Source organism: Pseudomonas sp. NPDC088429 (assembly GCF_044753305.1).
Classification (GTDB): Bacteria; Pseudomonadota; Gammaproteobacteria; order Pseudomonadales; family Pseudomonadaceae; genus Aquipseudomonas; species Aquipseudomonas rustica.
Genome location: NZ_JBIVMX010000013.1, coordinates 58,540 through 83,212, shown reverse-complemented (window position 1 = coordinate 83,212; position 24,673 = coordinate 58,540). Strand labels below are relative to the sequence as shown.

The following is a 24,673-nucleotide window of genomic DNA, read 5'->3' as shown; positions in this document are numbered from 1 at the left end:
ATGACTCAGCTCGATAACCTGTCTCTGGTTCAGCGATTCATCCGTTTGCCGCTCGCCCAACGGCAAGCGTTTCTGCAAAAAATGCAGAGCAAGAACATGAGCTTTGCGGCGTTGCCGATTCCACCGGTGCGCGATGAGTTCGAAACGATTGGCTTGTCTTTCGCGCAGGAGCGTCAGTGGTTCCTCTGGCAACTCGACCCGCACAGCGCCGCTTACCACGTGCCGACGGCGTTGCGTTTGCGCGGTGCTCTTGATCTGTCGGCATTGCAGCGCAGTTTCGATGCCTTGCTCGAACGCCATGAAGTGCTGCGCACGGTGTTTGTCGATGGCGCGGACGGCCCGATTCAGGTAGTCCAGCCGCGACTTAACCTGCCGCTGACTCCGCAGGTGCTGGACACGCCGCCCGACGATGCAGGCCTCAAGGCGTTGATCGACGCTGAAATCGCCACGCTGTTCGACCTGCAACAAGGCCCGTTGCTGCGGGTCAAACTGCTGCAAATCGCGCCGGATGATCATGTGCTGGTGCTGACCCAACATCACATTATTTGCGATGGTGCTTCGGCGCAGATCATGGTCGATGATCTGGTCAAACTCTACGCCGCGCACAGCAGTGGCCAGCCAGCCAACCTCGCGGCTTTGCCGATCCAGTACGCGGATTACGCGATCTGGCAGCGCAAGTGGATGGAGGCCGGTGAGCTTGAGCGGCAACTGGCGTACTGGACCGAGCGTCTGGGCGATGGCGGCGAAGTTCTGCCATTGCCCACGGATCATCCGCGTCCGGCGGTGCAAAGTCATCGCGGCGCGCGTCTGGATCTGAGCATTGGCAGCGAGCTGAGCGAACGTCTGAAACAGTTGGCCCAGCGCGAGGGTATGACGTTGTTCATGGTCTTGCTGGCGTCGTTCCAGGCCTTGCTGCATCGCTACAGCGGTCAGGCGGATATCCGCGTTGGCGTGCCGGTGGCCAACCGTAATCGGGTCGAGACTGAAGGCCTGATCGGCTTCTTCGTCAACACCCAGGTGCTGGACGCTCAGGTGCAGGGCAGCATGCCCTTCAAGGCATTGCTGGCCCAGGTCAAACAAGCGTCGTTGGGCGCGCAGGCGCATCAGGATCTGCCGTTCGAGCAATTGGTGCATGCCCTCGCACCAGATCGACAGTCGAGCCACAACCCGCTGTTCCAGGTGATGTTCAACCATCAGGGCGGCGCGGCGGCGCAGGCGTTGCAACTGCCGGGGCTGCAAGTCGAAAGCCTCGACTGGAGTTCGCACACCGCGCAGTTTGATTTGACCCTCGATACACATGAGGCTGACGGCGCACTGGCAGCCACCCTGAGTTACGCCACCGACCTGTTCGACGCCGCCACGGTGCAGCGCATGGCCGGGCATTGGCTGAACCTGCTGCACGGCATCGTCGCCGACCCGCAGCAACGCATCGGCGAACTTGCGTTGCTGGACGCCAGCGAGCAGCAACAGAACATCGCCGAATGGAACCCGAATCCACGCAGCTTTCCGAGCGAAGCCTGCGCGCACCAACTGATTGCCGAGCAGGCACGTCTGCGGCCTGACGCGGTCGCCGTGCGTTTCAACGAGCAGACCCTGAGCTACGGCGAACTCAACCGTCAGGCCAACCGCCGTGCTCATCAGTTGATCGCCCTCGGTGTCGGCCCGGACGTGCTGGTCGGTCTGGCTGCCGAGCGTGGTGTGGAAATGATCGTCGGCCTGCTGGCGATCCTCAAGGCTGGCGGCGCGTACGTGCCGCTCGACCCGACTTATCCGCAGGATCGTCTGGCTTACATGATCGAGGACAGCGGCATTCAACTGCTTCTGAGCCAGGCTGCGCTGGCCGGTCAACTGCCGGTGCCGGACGGCGTGCAGACCTTGCTGCTGGACAGCGATGTCAGCGCATTCGCCGACACCGATCCACAGGTGACGATGGCGTCGTCGAACCTTGCCTATGTGATTTACACCTCAGGTTCCACCGGCAAACCCAAAGGCACTTTGCTGCCGCATCAGAACATCCTGCGCCTGTTCGAAGCCACCGAACCGTGGTTCGGTTTCGGCCCGACAGACGTCTGGAGCCTGTTCCATTCCTACGCCTTTGACTTCTCGGTGTGGGAGATTTTTGGCGCGTTGCTGCACGGCGGCGAACTACTTGTGGTGCCGTACGATGTCAGCCGTTCGCCGCAGGAATTCCATGAATTGCTCTGCGACGCCGGGGTCACCGTGCTCAACCAGACGCCGTCGGCGTTCAAGCAATTGATGCACGTGGCTTGCGCTGATGCTCGGGCGAATGCCTTGCGTTACGTGGTGTTTGGCGGCGAAGCGCTGGACGTGAAATCCCTGCGCCCGTGGTTCGAACGCTTCGGCGATGCTGCTCCGCAACTGATCAACATGTACGGCATCACCGAAACCACCGTGCACGTGACGTATCGTCCATTGTCGGTGGCGGATCTTGAGCAGGGCGCCAACAGCCCGATCGGCGAGCCGATTGCTGACCTGTCGTGGTACGTGCTCGACGGCGAACTCAATCCGGTCGCCAAGGGCTGCATCGGTGAGCTGTACGTCGGCCGTGCCGGTCTGGCGCGCGGTTATCTGAACCGTGGTGACCTCACCGCACTGCGCTTTATCCCCGATCCATTCGGCGAAAGCGGGGCGCGCCTGTACCGCACCGGCGACCTCGCGCAATACCGCAGCGACGGCGTGATCGAGTACGTCGGACGTATCGACCATCAGGTGAAAATCCGCGGTTTCCGCATCGAGCTCGGCGAAATCGAAGCACGCCTGAACGCCCTCGATGCCGTGCGCGAAGCGGTGGTGTTGGCGCAAGACGGGCCGAGCGGTCAGCAACTGGTCGGCTACGTGATTGCCGCGCACAACGTCGATAACGAAGTCGATTTACGCGAACAACTGAAGGCACAACTCAAGGCCGATCTGCCGGATTACATGGTGCCGACGCACCTGTTGTTCCTCGAACAATGGCCGCTGACCGCCAACGGCAAGCTCGACCGCAAAGCCCTGCCGCCAGCGGACGCCAGCCAAGTTCAGCTGGATTACGTCGCGCCGCAAAGTGCGCTGGAACAACAGATCGCGGCGATCTGGCAGGACGTACTGAAACTTGAGCGTGTCGGCCTGACCGACAACTTCTTCGAACTCGGCGGCCATTCACTGTTGGCCACGCAAATGGTTTCGCGCATCCGCCAGACCCTCGGCCTCAACCTGCAACTGCGCCAGTTGTTCGAAAACGCCAGCCTCAAAGCCTGCGTTGCAGCGCTGGAACAAACTCAAGTGGCCAAGCCTGCGAGCATCCCTCGGGCGCCGCGTGATCAAGTACAACTACCGTTGTCGTTTGCCCAGCAGCGTCAGTGGTTCCTCTGGCAAATGGAGCCAGCGAGCGCGGCGTACCACATTCCGGCGGCGCTGCGTATTCACGGCGCGCTGGATCTGAACGCGCTGCAACGCAGTTTTGCCGAGCTGATCCAGCGCCACGAAAGCCTGCGCACGACCTTCGTACAGGTCGATGAACAAGCGTTCCAGGTGATTCATGCCGAACAGGCACCGATCCTGCTGCCGGAGATTCTTGACTGCACTTCGGGCAATGCTGCCGAGCAGACTCAGGCCTATGTGCAGCGCCAGATCAGCCAGCCGTTCGACCTGCAAAACGGTCCGCTGCTACGCGTCGGTTTGTTGCAAGTGGCGCGCGAAGAACATGTGCTGGTGTTGACCCAGCATCACATCGTCTCCGATGGCTGGTCGATGCAACTGCTGGTGCAGGAATTGATTCAGCGCTACGCCGCGTATAGCCAGGGGCACTCGGTCGAGTTGGCCGAGCTGCCGATTCAGTACGCCGATTATGCGGTCTGGCAGCGCCAACTGATGGCGGCCGGCGAGCGTGAGCGCCAGCTCGATTACTGGACTGGCGTGCTCGGCGGTGAGCAGCCTTTGCTGGAACTGCCGACTGATCGTCCGCGTCCGGCGCGGCAGAGTTTTGCCGGCGCACGTCTGGCCATCGACCTGCCGCCGCTGCTCAGCCAGCAACTGCGGCAACTGGCCCAGCGCGAGGGCAGCACGCTGTTCATGCTATTGCTAGCCTCGTTCCAGAGCCTTTTGCATCGCTACAGCAATCAGTCGGACATTCGCGTCGGCGTGCCGATTGCCAACCGCAACCGGGTCGAGACCGAAGGCCTGATCGGCTTCTTCGTCAACACTCAAGTACTCAAGGCCGAGGTCGATCCGCAGCAGCGTTTCAGTGCTCTGCTGGCGCAGGTCAAACACGCCGCCATCGGTGCCGAGGCGCATCAGGATCTGCCGTTCGAACAATTGGTCGAGGCGCTGCGCCCGGAACGCAATCTGAGTCACAGCCCACTGTTTCAGGTGTTGTACAACCATCAGAGTGCCGGGCGTCAGGCCCTGCCGGCGTTGCCGGGGCTGATCATCGAAGCGCAGGATTGGGACAGCCAGACCGCGCAGTTCGACCTGACCCTCGACACTCTTGAGGCAGATGGCCAACTCAGCGCCGCACTGACCTATGCCACCGACCTGTTCGACGCCGCCACGGTGCAGCGCATGGCCGGGCATTGGCTGAATCTGCTGCACGGCATCGTCGCCGATCCGCAGCAACGCATCGGCGAACTGGCGTTGCTGGACGCCAGCGAGCGGCAACAGAACATCGCCCAATGGAATCCGAATCCACGGAGCTTCCCGACTGAAGCCTGCGCGCATCACTTGATTGCAGAACAGGCGCGCCTGCGTCCCGATGCAATCGCCGTGCGTTTCAACGAGCAGACTTTGAGCTACGGCGAACTCAATCGTCAGGCCAACCGCCGTGCTCATCAGTTGATCGCCCTCGGTGTCGGCCCTGACGTGCTGGTCGGTCTGGCTGCCGAGCGTGGTGTGGAAATGATCGTCGGCCTGCTGGCGATCCTCAAGGCCGGTGGCGCGTACGTGCCGCTCGACCCGACTTATCCGCAGGATCGTCTGGCCTACATGATCGAGGACAGCGGCATTCAGTTGCTGCTGAGCCAGGCTGCGCTGGCCGGTCAATTGCCGGTACCGGACGGCGTGCAGACCTTGCTGCTGGACAGCGATGTCAGCGCATTTGCCGACACCGATCCGCAGGTGACGATGGCGTCGTCGAACCTCGCTTACGTGATTTACACCTCCGGTTCGACCGGCAAACCCAAAGGCACGTTGCTGCCGCACCAGAATATTTTGCGTCTGTTCGAAGCCACCGAACCGTGGTTCGGTTTCGGCCCAACAGACGTCTGGAGCCTGTTCCATTCCTATGCATTCGACTTCTCGGTGTGGGAGATTTTCGGTGCGTTGCTGCACGGCGGCGAACTACTTGTGGTGCCGTACGATGTCAGCCGTTCGCCGCAGGACTTCCATGCGCTGCTGTGCGACGCCGGGGTCACCGTGCTCAACCAGACGCCATCGGCGTTCAAGCAATTGATGCACGTGGCCTGCGCCGATACACGGGCGAATGCCTTGCGTTACGTGGTATTCGGCGGTGAAGCGCTGGACGTGAAATCCCTACGCCCTTGGTTCGAGCGCTTCGGCGATGCTGCCCCGCAACTGATCAACATGTACGGCATCACCGAAACCACCGTGCACGTGACGTATCGTCCATTGTCGGTGGCGGATCTTGAGCAGGACGCTAACAGCCCGATCGGCGAACCAATCGCCGACCTGTCGTGGTACGTGCTCGACGGCGAACTGAACCCGGTGGCCAAGGGCTGCATCGGTGAGCTGTACGTCGGCCGTGCCGGTCTGGCGCGCGGTTATCTGAACCGTGGCGACCTCACTGCACTGCGCTTTATCCCCGATCCATTCGGCGAAAGCGGGGCGCGCCTGTACCGCACCGGCGACCTCGCGCAATACCGCAGCGACGGCGTGATCGAGTACGTCGGGCGTATCGACCATCAGGTGAAAATCCGTGGTTTCCGTATCGAGCTCGGCGAAATCGAAGCACGCCTGAATGCCCTCGATGCCGTGCGCGAAGCGGTGGTGTTGGCGCAGGACGGGCCGAGCGGTCAGCAACTGGTCGGCTACGTGATTGCCGCGCACAGCGTCGACAACGAAGCCGATTTGCGCGAACAACTGAAGGCACAACTCAAGGCCGATCTGCCGGATTACATGGTGCCGACGCACCTGTTGTTCCTCGAACAATGGCCGCTGACCGCCAACGGCAAACTCGACCGCAAAGCCCTGCCGCCAGCGGACGCCAGCCAAGTTCAGCTGGATTACGTCGCGCCGCAAAGCGAGCTGGAACAACAGATCGCGGCGATCTGGCAGGACGTGCTGAAACTTGAGCGTGTCGGCCTCAGCGATAACTTCTTCGAACTCGGCGGCGACTCGATCATCTCCATTCAGGTGGTCAGTCGTGCACGCGCGGCGGGCATTCGTTTCTCGCCGAAAGATCTGTTCCAGCATCAGACCGTACAGGCGCTGGCTTCAGTGGCGCAGACCGGCACTGACCAGCAAGCAATCGATCAGGCCCCGGTTCAGGGCGCCGCGCTGCTGTTGCCGATCCAGCAAGCGTTCTTCGCCGAGGCGATTCCCGAGCGTCACCACTACAACCAGTCGGTACTGCTGAAACCGGCCAGCGCGTTGCAAGCCGGGCTTGTCGAACAAGCCTTGCAGGCCCTGGTGCAGCATCACGATGCCTTGCGTCTGTCGTTCAGCGAAAGCGCTGAAGGCTGGCGCGCCGAGTACCGTCAAGCGGCGTCGGAAAACCTGCTGTTGGTGCGCGAAGTCGCCGATGCAGCGGCGCTGGAAACCCTGGCCAATCAGGCCCAGCGCAGTCTGGATCTGCAAGCCGGGCCGTTGCTGCGCGGGGTGTTGGCGAACCTCGCCGATGGTACTCAACGGCTGTTGTTGGTGATCCATCACCTGGCGGTGGACGGCGTGTCGTGGCGGATTCTGTTCGACGATCTGCAAACCGCTTACAACCAACTGCACGCCGTGCAGGCTGTGCAACTGCCGGCCAAGACTAGCTCGGTCAAAGCCTTCGCCGAACAGTTGCAGGGCCACGCCCGCAGCGCCGAACTGCAAGAACAATTGGCCTACTGGCAGGCGCAGTTGAGCGACGTGCAGGGCGACTTGCCGTGCCTCGATCCAGAGGCCAGCGCGCTCAATAGTCAGGCTGTCACCGTCGATACGCGACTGGACAAGCAACTGACCCGACAACTGCTGCAAGAAGCCCCGGCGGCGTATCGCACGCAGGTCAACGACCTGTTGCTGACCGCGCTGGCGCGGGTGATTTGCCGCTGGAGCGGGCACGCCAGCACCTTGATCGAGCTGGAAGGCCATGGCCGCGAAGAATTGTTCACCAACATCGATCTGACCCGCACCGTCGGTTGGTTCACCAGTATGTTCCCGGTGAAATTGACCCCGGCGGCTGACCTCGCCGATTCGATCAAGTCGATCAAGCAGGGCTTGCGCGCGATTCCCGATAAAGGTGTCGGTTTCGGTGCGCTGCGTTTTCTCGGTGACGACGCCACTCGCGCGGCTTTGCAGGCGCTGCCGCAACCGCGCATCACCTTTAACTACCTCGGCCAGTTCGACGCTAGCTTCGATGAAGCGCAGGGCGCGTTGTTCAGCCCTGCCAGCGAAGGCGCCGGCGACGAGCAGAGCCCGCTGACCACGCTCGGCAACTGGCTGACCCTCAATGGTCAGGTGTTCGACGGTGCGTTGAATCTGGGCTGGACGTTCAGTCGTCAGCAGTTCGATCCGGCGCTGATCCAGCAGTTGGCCGATGACTACGCCGCTGAACTGGCGCTGCTGATCGCGCATTGCTGCGAACCGAGCAATCAGGGCATGACGCCGTCGGACTTCCCGTTGGCCGACTTCACTCAGGCGCAGCTTGATGGTCTGGCACTGCCGGCGCGTGCGGTGGATGACATCTATCCGTTGGCGCCGATGCAGCAGGGCATGTTGTTCCACAGCCTCTATGAAAACGGTAGCGGGCATTACATCAACCAGATGTGCCTGGACATCGAAGGCCTCGATCCACAACGTTTCGAAAATGCCTGGCAGGCCGCCGTCGATGCCCACGATATTCTGCGCAGCAGCTTTATCTGGCAGGGCAGCGAGCGCCCGCTGCAAGTGGTGCACAAACAGGTGCGCGTGCCCTTCACGTCGCTGGACTGGAGCGCTCGCGCCGATGTCACGTCAGCACTCGCTGAACTGGCTTCGGCAGAGCTGGCGCAGGGCTTTGATCTGGCCTGCGCACCGTTGTTGCGTCTAGTGCTGGTGCAGACCGGCGCGCAGCGTTATCACCTGATTTACACCCATCACCACATCCTGATGGATGGCTGGAGCAATTCGCAGTTGCTCGGCGAAGTGCTGCAGCGTTATGACGGCCAGGCCTTGCCGCGTCAGGCCGGGCGCTACCGCGACTACATCAGTTGGCTGCAAGGGCGCGATGCCAAGGTCAGTGAAGCGTTCTGGCTGGAGCAACTGCGCTCGTTCGAGGCGCCGACCCGTCTCGCCGAAACCCGTTTAGGTGTTGACGAAGCGGCGTTCGCCAGCAGCCACGCCAGTCACTACCACTGGTTGGACAAGGTGCAGACCCAAGCCCTGAGTGAATTTGCGCGTACGCAGAAAGTCACCCTCAACACCGTCATCCAGGCCGCCTGGCTGTTGCTGCTGCAGCACTACACCGGGCATGCCACCGTGGCTTTCGGTGCGACCGTGTCCGGACGGCCGACCGAGCTCAAAGGCATCGAGCAGCAGATCGGCCTGTTCATCAACACCTTGCCGGTCATCGCCAGCCCTCGGCCGGAGCAAACGGTGTCGGCCTTGTTGCAACAGGTGCAGGCGCAAAACGTCGCCCTGCGCGAGCACGAGCACACGCCGCTGTTCGAGATTCAGCGCTGGGCCGGGCAGGGCGGCGAGGGCTTGTTCGACACCTTGCTGGTGTTCGAAAACTACCCGTTGTCGGACGCGCTGCAAGCGCAGGCACCGTCAGGGCTGAGCTTCGGCACCGTGGACAATCAGGAACAGACTAATTTCCCGTTGACCCTGGCCGTTAATCACAATGACACCCTGAGTCTGCGCTTTACTTATGCCCACGCTGCTTTCCCTACACACACCGTCGAGCGCCTGGCTGAGCAGGTGGCACACGTGCTCGCGCAGATGGTGAGCGCGCCGGCCGTCCGCAGCCTTGGCGAGATCGACTTGCTGGGCGATGTCACGCGCACGCTGTTGTTGCGCGACTGGAACGCCACGGCTGTCGCAACGGCCGAGCGCCATCAGGTGCAGCAATGCATCGAAGCGCAGGCACGGTTGACGCCGAATGCCGTGGCGCTGGTGACCGAGCAGACCACGCTGACGTATGCGCAACTCAATGCCCAGGCCAACCGTTTGGCCCATGCCTTGATCGAGCGCGGCGTCGGCCCCGACGTATTGGTCGGTCTGGCGATGTCGCGTGGCGTGCAAATGGTGGTCGGCTTGCTGGCGATTCTCAAGGCTGGCGGCGCCTATGTGCCGCTGGATCCGGCGTATCCGCAGGATCGTCTGACCTACATGATCGAGGACAGCGGCATTGTCCTGCTGCTGACTGAAACCAGTCTGCAACCACGTTTTGCCGATGTCGCAGTGACCACGCTGTTGCTCGATCAGCCGGCGCATTGGCTGGATGCTTACAGCGAGCGCGATCCGCAGGTGCTGATCGATGAGCACAACCTCGCCTACGTGATCTACACCTCCGGCTCCACCGGCCAGCCGAAGGGCGTGACCCTGCGCCATGGCGGCCTGAGCAACCACATGCAGTGGATGCAGGAATGCCTGCAACTGACGCCTGCGGATCGCGTCCTGCAAAAAACCGCGATCAGCTTCGATGCGTCGGTCTGGGAATTCTGGCTGCCGCTGATGAACGGCGCGCAACTGGTGCTGGCCTCGGCGCAATTCAATCTCGACCTGACCACGCTGTGGGCCGACGTCGCGCGACTGCGCATCAGCGTGCTGCAAATGGCGCCGTCGCTGTTGCAGGCGCTGTTGCCGCTGGCGAGCCGTGAACAACTGACCTCGTTGCGGCTGTTGCTGTGCGGTGGCGAGGCGCTCAGTGCGCACCTTTCACGTGAAGTGATGGCGCTGTTCGACGGTGAGTTGCGCAATCTCTACGGCCCGACCGAAGCGACCATCGACACCAGCAGCCACACGGTGCCGCGCACGGTCGCAGACGACGCGCGAATCATGCCGATCGGGCGCCCGATCAACAACGTGCGCACCTACGTGCTGGACGCGGCGCTGCAACCTTGCGCCATCGGTGCGACGGGTGAGTTGTACATCGCCGGTGATTCTCTGGCCCGTGGTTATCACCAGCGCGGCGCACTGACTGCCGAACGCTTTATTCCTGATCCGTTCGCCGGTTTTGGCGGTCGTCTGTACCGCACCGGCGACCTGGCGCGTTATGCCGAAGACGGCGTGATCGAATACATCGGTCGTATCGACCATCAAGTGAAGATTCGCGGTCTGCGCATCGAACTCGGTGAAATCGAAGCGCGCTTGCAAGCGCTGCCTGAAGTGCGTGATGCGGTAGTGCTGGCGCGGGAAGAACTGAGCGGGCCGAACCTGGTCGCGTATCTGGTCAGCCACGACAACAGCCTCGACGCGGCGCCTCTGGCCGAACAACTCAAAGCGCAATTGGCCCGGCAGGTACCGGATTTCATGGTGCCGACCCACCTGATCTTCCTTGACCAATTGCCGCTGACGCCTAACGGCAAACTCGATCGCAAGGCCTTGCCAGCACCGGACACTCGCGTGCATCAGTCGGTTTATCTGGCGCCGCAGAGCGAGCTGGAATGCAAGGTCGCGGCGATCTGGCAGGACGTACTGAAAATCGACCAGGTCGGGCTGGCTGACGACTTCTTTGAACTCGGCGGGCACTCACTGCTGGTGGTCAATGTGGTCTCGCGCCTGCAACTCGAACTGGGCCTGAAGCTGACGCCCCAACTGATATTCCAATTCCCGGTGCTGGGTGCGTTTGTCGCGCAACTCGAGCAGTCCGGCGAGCAAATGAGCACGTCGAAATTGAGCAAGCTTGAAGCGCTGCTTGATGAATTTGAGGAGGTTTGATGGACACCGCTGTCGCACAACGTATTGCCAGGCGCTTCATAACGCTGCCGCTGGAAAAACGTCGCCTGTACTTGCAGAAAATGCTCGAAGAGGACGTTTCCCCGGCGAACCTGCCGATTCCGCCTGTCAGTGCCGAGTTCGACACCTTGTCGTTGTCTTTCGCCCAGGAACGCCAATGGTTCCTGTGGCAGCTGGATCCCGAAAGCGCGGCGTACCACATGCCCACGGCCCTGCGTTTGCGCGGGCCGCTGGACGTGGCTGCACTGGAGAAAAGTTTCAATGCGCTGGTGGCGCGCCACGACAGTCTGCGCACCACCTTCGTGCTCAACGGCGAGCACGCTGTGCAGCAAGTCCACGCGGTTTCGCCAGTGCAGCTGCAAGCGCAAGTGCTGGCGCAGAGGCCGGACGACACGCAACTGCGCCACTTGATCGAAGAAGAAACCCGCCAACTGTTCGACCTGCAACAAGGGCCATTGCTGCGCACACGTCTGCTGCAACTGGCACCCGACGATCATGTGCTGATCGTGACCTTGCACCACATCGTCTCCGATGGCTGGTCGATGCAGGTGATGGTTGAGGAGCTGGTCAAAGGCTACGCCGCGTTCATTCAAGGGCAGGCGCCGGTGTTGCCCGAGTTGCCGATCCAGTACGCCGACTATGCGATCTGGCAGCGGCACTGGATGGAGGCGGGCGAGCGTGAGCGTCAACTCGAATACTGGATCGCGCGCCTCGGCGGTCAGCAACCGGTGCTCGAATTGCCGAGCGATTTTGCCCGCCCGGCGGTCATGAGTTATCGCGGCGCCCGTCTGGAACTGGACATCGACGCGGCGTTGGTCAGCGGCCTCAAACAGCTGGCGCAGCGCGAAGGGGTCAGTCTGTTCATGATCCTGCTGGCCTCGTTCCAGGCTTTGCTGCATCGCTACAGCGGTCAGAACGACATCCGCGTCGGTGTGCCGACGGCCAACCGTAATCGGGTGGAAACCGAGCGCCTGATCGGCTTTTTCGTCAACACCCAAGTGCTCAAGAGCGAGGTCGACAGTCAGGACGCGTTCAGCGCATTGTTGCAGCAGGTCAAGCAGACTGCGCTGGGCGCGCAGGCGCATCAGGATCTGCCGTTCGAGCAATTGGTCGAAGCGCTGCAACCCGAGCGCAACCTCAGTCACAGTCCGCTGTTCCAAGTGATGTTCAATCACCAGACCCAAGGCCTGTCGACTGCAGCGCCGGTGGGCGGTTTGAAAGTCGAGGGTTTGCGTTGGGATAGCCACAGCGCGCAGTTCGATCTGACCCTGGAAACCGTCGAGCACAGCGACGGCCTGTCGGCGGCGCTGATCTACGCCACCGACCTGTTTGGCGCCGACACCGTTACGCGCATGGCCGGGCATTGGCAGAACCTGTTGCGCGGGATTGTCACCAACCCTGGCCAGTCCATCGGCGAGCTGCCACTGCTGAGCGCCGCCGAGTATCAAGCGCAGCTCAACGACGGTAACCGTAGCGTCGCGCCGGCACCTGAAAAAGGCTTCGTTCATCAGCTGTTTGAAGCGCAAGCGGCGCGCACCCCCGATGCCCCGGCGCTGGTGATTGATGGCGAGCGCTTGAACTACGGCCAGCTCAATGCCCGGGCCAATCAGTTGGCGCGCAAGCTGCAGACCCTTGGTGTGGCGCCGGATGTGCTGGTCGGCATTTCGGTCGAGCGCAGCACGCACATGTTGGTGGGCCTGCTGGCGATCCTCAAGGCGGGTGGTGCCTACCTGCCGCTGGATCCGGCGTTCCCGCAGGATCGTCTGGCGTACATGATCGACGACAGCGGCATCGATTTGCTGTTGACGCAGAGCTCGCTGCTCAGCCACTTGCCCGTGCCGGACTCGCTCACCACGCTGGTGCTGGATCAACAGGGCGATTGGCTCGACGGCTTTGCCGGCGAGGATCTGCCGACACGTCTGCACGGCGAACATCTGGCCTACGCGATCTATACCTCCGGCTCGACCGGCCAGCCGAAAGGGGTGATGGTTCGCCACGCTGCGTTGACCAATTTCGTCGCCAGCATGGCCAAGGCGCCGGGCATGGTGGCGCAGGATCGCGCGCTGTCGTTGACCACGTTCTCCTTCGATATTTTTGGCCTGGAAATCTATGTGCCGCTGATGGTTGGCGCCTGCATTGTCCTGACCGGGCAGGAGGTCGCGCAGGATCCGTACGCGGTGCTGGCGCTGATTGCTGCCGAGCAGGTCAACGTGGTGCAAGCAACACCGTCGACCTGGCGCATGCTGCTCGACAACGAAAACGCCGCGCAACTGCGCGGTTGCAAGTGCCTGTGCGGTGGCGAAGCACTGCCTCAGGAACTGGCGGTGCGCATGCTCGCCCTCGGCGGTGAAGTGTGGAACCTCTACGGGCCGACCGAAACCACGATCTGGTCGGCGTTGCATCCGCTGCGCTCGCAAGATGCACAACCGTGGCTGGGCGGGCCGATCGACAACACTTCGCTGTACATCGTCGGCGCCGATTTGCTGCCGGTGCCTTACGGCGTGGCCGGCGAGTTGCTGATCGGCGGTGAAGGCCTGGCGCGCGGTTACTTTCAGCGACCGGCGCTGACGGCCGAACGCTTCGTGCCGCATCCATATTCCGCGACGGGCGAGCGTCTGTACCGCACCGGCGACCTCGCACGGCAGCGTGCCGACGGCATCATCGAATACCTCGGCCGCATCGATCATCAAGTGAAAATCCGTGGCTTCCGCATTGAATTGGGCGAGATCGAAGCGCGTCTGCTCGAACAGGACGCCGTGCGCGAAGCCGCCGTGCTGGCTCAGGATGCTCCGGGTGGTCAGGCGTTGGTGGCTTACATTGTGCCGGCCGCCGACCTCAACACACTGGATGCCGACGAACAAAGCCGTTTGCGCGACAGCCTCAATGCACGCCTCAAGATCAATCTGCCGGATTACATGGTGCCGGCGCACATGGTGCTGCTGGCGCGGTTCCCGCGGACGCCGAACGGCAAGCTCGATCGCAAACAGTTGCCCAAACCCGATGCCAGTCAATGGCGCAAAACCTACGTGGCACCAGAGACGCCGGTGCAACAGACTGTAGCCGCGATCTGGGCCGAGATCCTCAAAGTCGAGCGTGTTGGCCTGAGCGACAACTTCTTCGAATTGGGCGGTCATTCGTTGCTGGCCACGCAAGTGGTGTCGCGCATCCGCCAGCAACTCGAGATTCAAGTGCCGCTGCGTCTGCTGTTCGCCCACAACAGTCTGCAAGGGTTTGTCCAAGCGATGGACCCGGCGTCGACCGAGCAGGAATCGGTGATCAGCCGCGTTCCGCGAGAACAGCCGCTGGCCTTGTCTTTCGCGCAACAGCGGCAGTGGTTCCTCTGGCAACTGGATCCGACCAGCAGCGCTTATCACATCCCGGCGGCGCTGCGCTTGCGCGGCGTACTTGATCCAGCGGCGTTGCAACAGAGTTTCGATGCGCTGGTCGAGCGTCACGAAAGTTTGCGCACCCGCTTCGTGCTGGACAACGAACGTCCGGTGCAAGTGATCGAAGATGCTGCTGCCGTGACCATTGCGCTTGCAGCGGTCGATGCCGCGCTCGACGCGCAAGGCCTGCGCGGGTTGATTGAAGCCGAAACCCGGCAACTGTTCGATTTGCAGCGTGGGCCGCTGCTGCGGGTCAAACTCCTGCAATTGGCAGATGACGACCATGTGCTGATCCTGACCCAACACCACATTGTTTCTGATGCCTGGTCGATGCAAATCATGGTCGATGATCTGATGCAGTTGTACGCCGGTTTCAGTCAGGGTCAACCGGCTGCGCTGACGCCGTTGCCGATCCAGTACGCCGATTATGGCCACTGGCAGCGGCAATGGCTGGAGGCGGGGGAGCAGCAACGGCAACTGGATTACTGGACGGCGCAGTTGGGCGGCGAACAGCCGATTCTTGAATTGGCCACCGATCATCCGCGTCCGGCGCAGCAAAGCTATCGCGGTGCGCGTCTGCCGATCAGCCTGGAACCGGCACTGGCTGAAGGCCTCAAGCGTTTGGCCAAAGAGCGCAACACCACGCTGTTCATGCTGTTGTTGGCGAGCTTCCAGACCCTGTTGCATCGCTACACCGGGCAAAACGATATTCGCGTCGGCGTACCGATCGCTAACCGTAACCGGGTCGAGACCGAGCGCCTGCTGGGCTTCTTCGTCAACACTCAAGTGCTCAAGGCTGACATCGACGGCAACCTGCGTTTCGACCAGTTGCTTGATCAGGTCAAGCAGCGCGCATTGGGTGCGCAGGCGCATCAGGATCTGCCATTCGAGCAGTTGGTGGAATTGCTCGCACCCGCTCGTAACCTGAGTCATACACCGTTGTTCCAGGTGATGTTCAACCATGCCAGCGATGCGCGTCGCGCCGTTTCGACGTTGCCAGGCCTGAGCCTCGAAGAACTGACCTGGGACGCCGGCACCGCGCAGTTCGACCTGACGCTGGACACCTTCGAGTTCGATGAAGGCATCAGTGCGGCGCTGTCGTATGCCAGCGATCTGTTCGAACCTTCGACCATCGCTCGTCTCGGCGAACATTTCCTCAACCTGCTGCGCGCTATCGTCGCGCAGCCGACCCGACGCATTGGCGAACTGCCGATGCTCGACGCGGCGCAGCGCCGAGTGATCGTCGAGGACTGGAACCACACATTTGCCGACTACCCGAACCAGCAGCCGGTGCATCATCTGATCGAAGCGCAGGTCGAGCGGGATCCGCACGCGCTGGCGCTGGTGTTCGAAGGGCAATCACTGACTTACCGTGAGCTGAACGAGCGGGCCAACCGTTTGGCCCATGCCTTGATCGCACGGGGCATCGGCGCGGATGTGCTGGTGGGTATTTCGCTGCATCGCAGTCTGGAAATGGTGATCGGCTTGTTAGCCATTCTCAAGGCTGGTGGCGCTTACGTGCCGCTGGATCCGGAGTACCCGACTGAACGTCTGGCGTACATGATCGATGACAGCGGCATTCAGTGGCTGCTGACGCAGCAGGCGCTGCTCGACACCTTGCCAATTCCCGATCGCGTGCAGACGCTGTTGCTCGACGCCGATGACGCGTGGCTGGGCGACGCTGCCTCAAGCAATCCGACGCCGGCGCTGACTTCGCACAATCTGGCGTACGTGATTTACACCTCCGGTTCTACCGGCAAACCGAAAGGCGCCGGCAACAGCCACGGCGCGCTGACTAACCGTTTATGCTGGATGCAGCAGGCCTATGAGCTGCGCGCTGGCGACAGTGTGCTGCAAAAGACGCCGTTCAGTTTTGACGTGTCGGTGTGGGAGTTTTTCTGGCCGTTGATGACCGGCGTACGTCTGGTCGTCGCGGCACCGGGCGACCATCGTGATCCGGCGAAACTGGTCAGCCTGATCGAGCGCGAAGCGATCACTACCCTGCATTTCGTGCCGTCGATGCTGCAAGCGTTTGTCCTCGATGCCAATGTCAGCCGCTGCACCAGCCTGACCCGCATCGTTTGCAGCGGTGAAGCGCTGCCGGTCGATGCGCAGCAACAGGTTTTCGCCAAGTTGCCGAATGCCGGTTTGTATAACCTCTACGGCCCGACCGAAGCGGCCATCGACGTGACCCATTGGACCTGCCGCGATGAAGGTCGCGATGCGGTGCCGATCGGCGAACCGATTGCCAACCTGATGACCTACATTCTCGACGCCGAACTCAATCCGGTGCCGAGCGGCGTCAATGGCGAGCTGTACCTCAGCGGCCTGGGCCTGGCGCGCGGCTACCACCGTCGTCCGGAATTGACCGCCGAACGCTTCGTTGCCAGTCCGTTCGTGGCCGGCGAGCGCCTGTATCGCACCGGCGATCTGGCGCGCTATCGCCCGAACGGTGTGATCGATTACATCGGTCGCATCGACCATCAGGTGAAAATCCGTGGTTTCCGTATCGAGCTGGGCGAAATCGAAGCGCGCCTGCTGGAACATGACGCCGTGCGTGAAGCGGTGGTCGTCGCGCAGGACAGCCGCAGCGGCAAAGTCCTCAGTGGTTATGTCGTCGCCACGGAATTTGACGCGACGGACTGGCCGTCGATGCGCGAAACCCTGCAGGCGCATTTACGCCAGACCCTGCCGGAACACATGGTGCCGGCGCACTTGACCTTGCTGCAGAGCATGCCGCTGAGCCCCAATGGCAAGCTCGACCGCAAGGCACTGCCGGCACCTGACGTGGCTGAAGCCCAGCAAGATTTCGTCGCGCCGATCAATGCGATCGAAACAGCGCTGGCGCAGATCTGGCAAGCGGTGCTCGGCGTGGCTCAAGTCGGTACGGCAGACAATTTCTTCGCCCTCGGTGGCGACTCGATCAACTCGATTCAAGTGGTCAGCCGCGCCCGACAGCAGGGCATAGGCCTGACGCCGAAAGACCTGTTTTTGCATCAGAACATTCAAGCGCTGGCCCGCGTGGCCACGGCGACTGAGGATGCGGTGATCGACCAAGGCCCGGTCACGGGCGACAGTCCGCTGGTGCCGATGCAGCAGTGGTTCTTCGCCAGTGATATTCCGCACCGCGAGCACTGGAACCAGTCGGTGATGCTAACGCCGCGCGAGGCGCTGAACGTCGCGCACTTGCAGCAAGCCTTCGCAAATGTAGTGGCGCATCACGATGCCTTGCGTCTGCGTTTTGTGCAGGCGAGCAATTGCGCCTGGCAGGCCAGCCATCAGGCGCTGGCCGAGCAGGTGTCGGAAATCTGGCAACGCACAGCCGAAAGCGCTGACGAAATCGTCACCATCGCCGATCAGGCCCAGCGCAGTCTCGATCTGCAAAACGGCCCGTTGTTGCGCTGCACGTTGATTGCCGTGCAGGACGGCAGCGAACGTCTGCACCTGGCGATCCATCACCTGGTGATGGACGGTGTGTCGTGGCGCGTGCTGCTGGAAGATTTGCAGAATGCTTATCGTCAACTCAGTGCCAATCAACCGGTGACGTTGCCGGCAAAATCCACGGCGTTGAAAACCTGGGCCGAGCAGTTGCAGGCTTACGCGCACAGCGAAACGCTGAACAAGGAACTCGACTACTGGAGCCGTCAACTCGATCAGGCCTTGCCGGAGTTGCCGCGTATTCGTCCTGAGGGCAGTCAGGCGTCGGTGCATGGCCGTTCGGTCAATACGCGTCTGGATGCCGAGCAGACCCATCGTCTGCTCAAGCAGGCGCCGTCGGCGTATCGCACTCAGGTCAACGACCTGTTGCTCAGCGCCCTGGCGCAAGTGATTTGCCAGTGGACGGCGCAGCCGGCGTGTCTGGTGCAGCTTGAGGGGCATGGTCGCGAAGAGCTGTTCGATGGCGTCGACCTGAGCCGCACGGTGGGCTGGTTTACCAGCCTGTTCCCGGTGTTGCTGACCCCGGCGAAACAGCCAGCCGAAGCGATCAAACGCATCAAGGAACAACTGCGCGCGGTGCCGGAAAAAGGTCTGGGCTATGGCGTGTTGCGCTACCTCGGTGCGGACGCTGTCCAGCAACGTCTGGCGCAATTGCCGCAAGCGCGGATTACCTTCAACTACCTCGGCCAGTTCGACCAGAGCTTCGATGAGCAGGCACTGTTTGTGCCGAGCGAAGAGGGCAGCGGGGCCGGGCACGGCGACGACGTCGCCTTGAGCAACTGGCTGACCATTGATGGCCGGGTGTTCAACGGACAGTTGTCGCTGGACTGGACGTTCAGCCGCGATGTCTTCGACGAAGCGGTGATTCAGCAACTGGCCGATGCCTACGCGGTAGCGCTGGAGCAATTGATTGAGCATTGCTGCACCCAGGAGCACTTGGGCCTGACGCCGTCCGACTTCCCGCTGGCGCGTCTGACCCAGCCGCAGCTGGATCGTCTGCCGGTGCCCGTGGCGCAGGTGGAGGATATTTACCCACTGTCGCCGATGCAGGACGGCATGTTGTTCCACACCTTGGCCGACGACAGTTCCGGTTTGTACATCAACCAGATCAGCCTGCCGGTGCACGGTCTGGACACCGAACGCTTTGCACAGGCGTGGCAATACGTGATCGGCCGCGAAGACATTTTGCGCACCAGTTTCCACTTCCCGGAAGGCTCGAATACCCCGGTGCAGATCGTCCATCGTCAGGTGGAGTTGCAACTGACGGTGGAAGACTGGCGCGTGCGAGACATCAATGAAGCCGCCGTCACCGAACGAGCGACCGCCGATTATCTGGCCGGTTTCGACCTCAGTCAGGCGCCATTGCAGCGCGTCTTGCTACTGCGTCTGGAAGACGATCGCTACCAGATGATCTGGACCTGCCATCACATCCTGATGGATGGCTGGAGCAGTTCGCGGTTGTTCGGCGAAGTCATGCAGTTCTACAGCCACGGCCAGGTGCAGGGCCGTAATGGTCGCTATCGTGAATTCATCGAGTGGCTGCAACGTCAGGATCAGGGTTCGCTGGAAAGTTTCTGGCGCAGTCGCCTCGAACCGCTGGAGCAGGCGACGTCGCTGAATCAGGCGATGTTCCCGCGGCATGTCGAAGAACTGCCGGGGCACGAGGCGATTTATTCACGGTGGGACGCGGCGCAAACCGCGCGTTTGCAGCAGGCTTGTCGTGCCTTGCAAATCACCCCGAACACGTTGATTCAGGGGGCGTGGTTGCTGTTGCTGCAACGCTTTACCGGGCAGAACACCGTGGTATTTGGCGCGACCGTTTCCGGTCGCCCGGCCGGTTTGGCCAACGCCGACAATATTCTTGGCCTGTTCATCAACACCTTGCCGGTGATCCAGACCTTGCGGCCGGAACAGCCGCTGGATCAGTGGCTGCAGCAACTGCAGGCATACAACACCGATATTCGCGAGTTTTCCCATGCACCGTTGGCGGACATTCAGCGCTGGTCGGGGCTGGGCGGGCAGGGCTTGTTCGACAGCATCATCGTCTTCGAAAACTACCCGATCGACGAGCGTCTTAGCGAGCAGCAGGACAGCGGTCTGAGCTTCGGTGAGTCACGCAATCATGACGTGACCAACTTCCCGATGGATCTGGCAGTCAATCTCGGCGAGCAGTTGTCCATCGAGTATCTGTTCCTGCGTAACGCATTCAGCCTTGAGGCGGTGGAGCAGATCCGTCGCACGCTGGAAGACACCCTTGAAGCGATGATCGCCGCGCCAAGCGTGTGCCTGGGCAACCTGCAGCGTTTGTCCGCGCAACAATGGCAAGCGTTTGAACAATGGAGCGCAGCGCCTGAGGCGAGTTATCAGGCGCAGTTGCTGCCCGAATTGATTGCTCGTCATGCGCAGTCGCGGCCTGAGGCCACGGCACTGGTCTGCGGTGACGCTACCCTGAGTTACGCTGAACTGGAGCGTCGCGCCAACCGTCTCGCCCATCGACTGATCGAACTGGGTGCCGGGCCGGAAGTGGTCATCGGGGTGGCGCTGGAACGTTCGGTGGAAATGGTCGTGGCATTGCTGGCGGTGATGAAAAGCGCTTCGGCGTATGTGCCGCTGGACATCGATTATCCGCCGGAGCGTCTGGCGTTCATGATCGAAGATTCGGCGATGGCGCTGCTGCTCACCCACACGCAGGTGCAGGCGCGCTTGCCGGTGGTCGAGGGGCTGGCGCGTCTGGCTATCGATGAATTCGCCGACAGTGCTTACCGCGAGACAGCGCCGGTCAGCAACTTGCTCGCGGGCAATCTGGCGTATCTGATTTACACCTCCGGCTCGACCGGAAGGCCGAAAGGCGTCGCGGTGGCGCACGGGCCGATGAGCATGCACTGCCAGGCCATTGCCGAGCTATACGACATGGACGAGCGCACCCGTGAGCTGCATTTCATGTCGTTTGCCTTCGACGGTGCCCATGAGCGCTGGCTGAGCACGCTGTTCAGCGGCGGCACGCTAGTCATTCGCGATGCCAGTTTGTGGACACCGGAGCAGACCTTCGAGGCCTTGCATCAGCACGCGATCACGATTGCCTGTTTCCCGCCGGCGTACCTTAAACAACTGGCCGAATACGCCGCGCACAGCCAATTGGCGCCGCCGCCGGTGCGCGTATATTGCTTTGGCGGCGACGCGGTGCCGGATCAAACCTTTGAGCAAGTGAAAGCCGCGTTGCGTCCGCAATTCTTCACCAACGGTTATGGCCCGACCGAAACCGTGGTCACGCCGATGCTGTGGAAGGTGCCGGTCAGCGAGCGCTGTGAAGCGGCGTACGCGCCGATCGGTCGTGCTGTCGGCGAACGTGCGTTGTACGTGCTCGACGAAGATCTCAATCCGCTGCCACCGGGTATCGCCGGCGAGCTGTACATCGGCGGCCAGGGTATCGCCCGTGGCTACTACCAGCGTCCGGATCTGAGCGCCGAGCGTTTCGTGCCGGACCCGTTCGGGCCGCCGGGCGATCGGCTGTACCGCAGCGGCGATCTGGTGCGCCAGCGTGCCGACGGTGTACTCGATTACGTCGGGCGCATCGACCATCAGATCAAGGTGCGCGGGTTCCGTATCGAACTCGGCGAAATCGAAGCCAGTCTGCGTCAGCTCGCCGACGTCAGCGATGCCTTGGTGATCGCCCGCGACAGTGCCTCGGGTAAACAACTGATCGGTTATGTGGTGACGCCGCAGGGTGTGGCCATCGGTGATCGACTCAAGTCCGAATTGCGTGCGCAACTGCCGGACTACATGGTGCCGGCGCAGGTGATCTGCCTCGCCGCGCTACCGGTCACGCCGAACGGCAAACTCGATCGCCAGGCCTTGCCGGAACCCGAGTTCAAAGGCGCGGAGTATGTGGCCGGGCGCACCCGTGACGAGCAATTGCTGGCCGAGGTCTGGGCCGATGTGTTGCAAGTCGAGCGGGTGGGCATTACCGACAATTTCTTCGAACTGGGCGGCGACTCGATCCTCAGCCTGCAAGTGGTGTCGCGGGTGCGCAACCATGCGGAGCTGAAGATGGATCTGAAACTGCGCGACCTGATGCGTGGACAGACCATCGAAGCGATTTTCGAACAGCGTTCGAGCGCAGTGGCGAGCGTGGTGGAAGACGTGACGCAGGTGGCGGCGGAAGGGCAGTTCAACCTGATTCCGATCCAGCAATGGCTGTTCGATCAACGCATGAGCGAGCCGCATCACTACAACCAGGCGCTGATGTTGCGCGCGCGGCAGGCACTGAATTTGCCGGCGCTGGAAATGGCCCTGCGCGCAATGATGCAGCAGCACGACGCCCTGCGTCTGCGCTTCAGCGATGTCGGCGGGCGTCATTATCAGCATTACCAACCGCTGGCGGAGATGCAGGCGCAATGGGCCAACGAAGCGTTGCTGTGGCAGCACGAAGTGGCCGATGAAGCCGAACTGGAACTGTATGCCGAGCAGGTGCAACGCAGCCTCGATCTGCACAATGGGCCGGTCTGGCGCACGGCGCACGTGACGTTGCCTGATGGCGAAAGCCGTGTGCTGATGGTCATTCACCACTTGGTCATCGACACGGTGTCATGGCGTTTGCTGTTGCAGGATTTGCAGGTGGCTTACGAGGCGTACAGCGCCGGTGGTTCGCCGAACCTGCCGATTCGCACCAGCAGCTATCGCGCCTGGGCCGAAGGCTTGCAAGCCTACGCGGCGGATTACCCGCCGGAGGAAAAGGCCTGGTGGCTGGCGCAGATCGACCAGCCCGGCAGCGAGTTGCCGTGCGATAACCCGCGCGGCAAGAATCAGGTGCAATACCAGTCGGTGGCGCATTTGGGCTTGTCGGAACAACACACCCAGCAACTGCTCAAGCAAGTGCCGGCTGCGTATCAGACGCAGATCAACGATGTGCTGCTGGCGGCGCTGAGCCGGGTGTTGTGCCGCTGGAGTGAGCAGTCTTCGGTGCTGATTCAGCTTGAGGGCCACGGCCGTGAAGATCTGGTCAAGGACATCGATTTGAGCCGCAGTCTGGGCTGGTTCACCAGCATGTTCCCGGTGCGCCTGATGCCGGGCGAAAACGCCGACATCGGTACCTCGGTGCGCGCCGTGCAGCGGCAATTGGCGGCGGTGCCAAATAAAGGTCTGGGCTACGGCGTGCTGCGTCACATGAGCGGCGGGGCGATGGCCGAGACCTTGAGTCAGGCACCGCAGGCACGCGTGACCTTCAACTATTTGGGGCAATTCGACCAAAGCTTTGATGACAAAGCCATGCTGGTGCCGGCGGCAGAAAGCTACGGCAGTTGCTACAGCCCGCATGCTGCGTTGGGCAACTGGCTGGAAGTGGTCGGTCAGGTGTACGACGGGTGCCTGGCCTTGCGCTGCATCTATAGCACTCGCCGTTACCGCGCCGAGACTGTCGAGCAACTGATGCGCGAGTATCAGGCGGAACTGGAGGCGCTGATCGAGCACTGTGTCGCACAAGCGGCCTAAGTATTGGCCCTGATCCATCGTTATACACAGAGGAGCCCTTGCGGCTGATGTCGAGCAGTCGGTCTGGCAAAGAATCTGTGGCGAGGGAGCTTGCTCCCGCTGGACTGCGCAGCAGTCCTTCTTTTCTCAGGTGAAGAGGGGGCCGCTTCGCGACCCAGCGGGAGCAAGCTCCCTCGCCACAGGGCTTTCGTTGCCCCGACTGTTCGGCGTCAGCCCTTGCGGCTCCTCTTTTGTCTGTGGCTTTTTCATAAGGAAACCTGCGATGTCCCTGCATCCGGAACTCAATGCCTTCCTCGACTTGGCCGAAGAAAGCCAGGCCGATGGCCCCGGCCCGTTTCATTTGTCGACGCCGGCTCAGGCCCGGGAAGCCTTCGAGCGCACCACGGTGCAGTTGCGCTGGGGCGCGCCGACGGATGTCAGTGTCGTGACGGTGCCGTACACCGCGCGTGATGGCGCCAGTCTGGAGCTGCGTTTATATCGGCCCGCCAATGCGCAGGCCGAGGCGCTGCCGGTGCTGGTGTATTTCCACGGTGGCGGTTATGTGGTCGGCAGCCTGCAATCCCATGACGGCGTGTGTCGCGAGTTCTGCGCGCGTACGCCGTGCGCGGTGTTGTCGGTGGGCTATCGCGTGGCACCGGAACACAAATTTCCAACGCCGCTTAATGATGGTGCTGATGCCTTGGCGTGGCTGGCGCAGCACGCCGTGGCTGAAGGTCTGGACATCAACCGCGTGGCGTTCGGTGGCGACAGTGTTGGCGCGACACTGGCGACAGTGTTGGCCCTGCAATCGGCGCGCGATCCGGCTTCGCTGGCAATCAAACCTTGCCTGCAACTGCTCTGCTATCCGGTAACGGACGCCTCCACCAGCAGCCCCTCGACCGAGCTGTTCGGCGAAGGTTATCTGCTGGAAAGCGAGACGCTGGAGTGGTTCTACCGGCACTACGGCAACGACGCGGCGGATCGTCTCGACTGGCGCTTCTCACCGCTGCTGGCGACGGATTACCAAGGCATGGCCCCGGCCGTAATCGCCCTGGCCGGCCACGATCCATTGCTCGACGAAGGCCGCGCTTATGCCCGGCGTCTGCAAGAGCACGGCGTGACCGTGGAGCTGATCGAATACACAGGTTTGATTCACGACTTCCTGCGTCTGCAGAGCGTGGTGCCGGACATCGATAACGTCTACACCCAACTCACCCAAAGCCTGCGCACAGCCATCTCACACTAATCACACCCCCCGTAGGAGCTGCCGAAGGCTGCGATCTGTTGATCTT

1 protein-coding gene and 1 pseudogene are annotated in these 24,673 nt (G+C 61.9%); both read left to right on the top strand.

Features of this window, described 5'->3' with window-relative positions; genetic code table 11:
* Positions 1-23,402 (top strand): annotated as a pseudogene (locus ACIP66_RS10045) (non-ribosomal peptide synthase/polyketide synthase).
* Positions 23,403-23,664: 262 nt separating this feature from the next.
* Entirely contained in the window at positions 23,665-24,627 is a 963-nt protein-coding gene (locus tag ACIP66_RS10040) for an alpha/beta hydrolase (RefSeq protein ID WP_400647569.1), read from the top strand.
* Positions 24,628-24,673: the final 46 nt, after the last annotated feature.

Bases quoted from the DNA above. Each gene is read 5' to 3' on its own strand.
- ACIP66_RS10040 (WP_400647569.1), top strand. From the start codon at position 23,665: ATGTCCCTGCATCCGGAACTCAATGCCTTCCTCGACTTGGCCGAAGAA.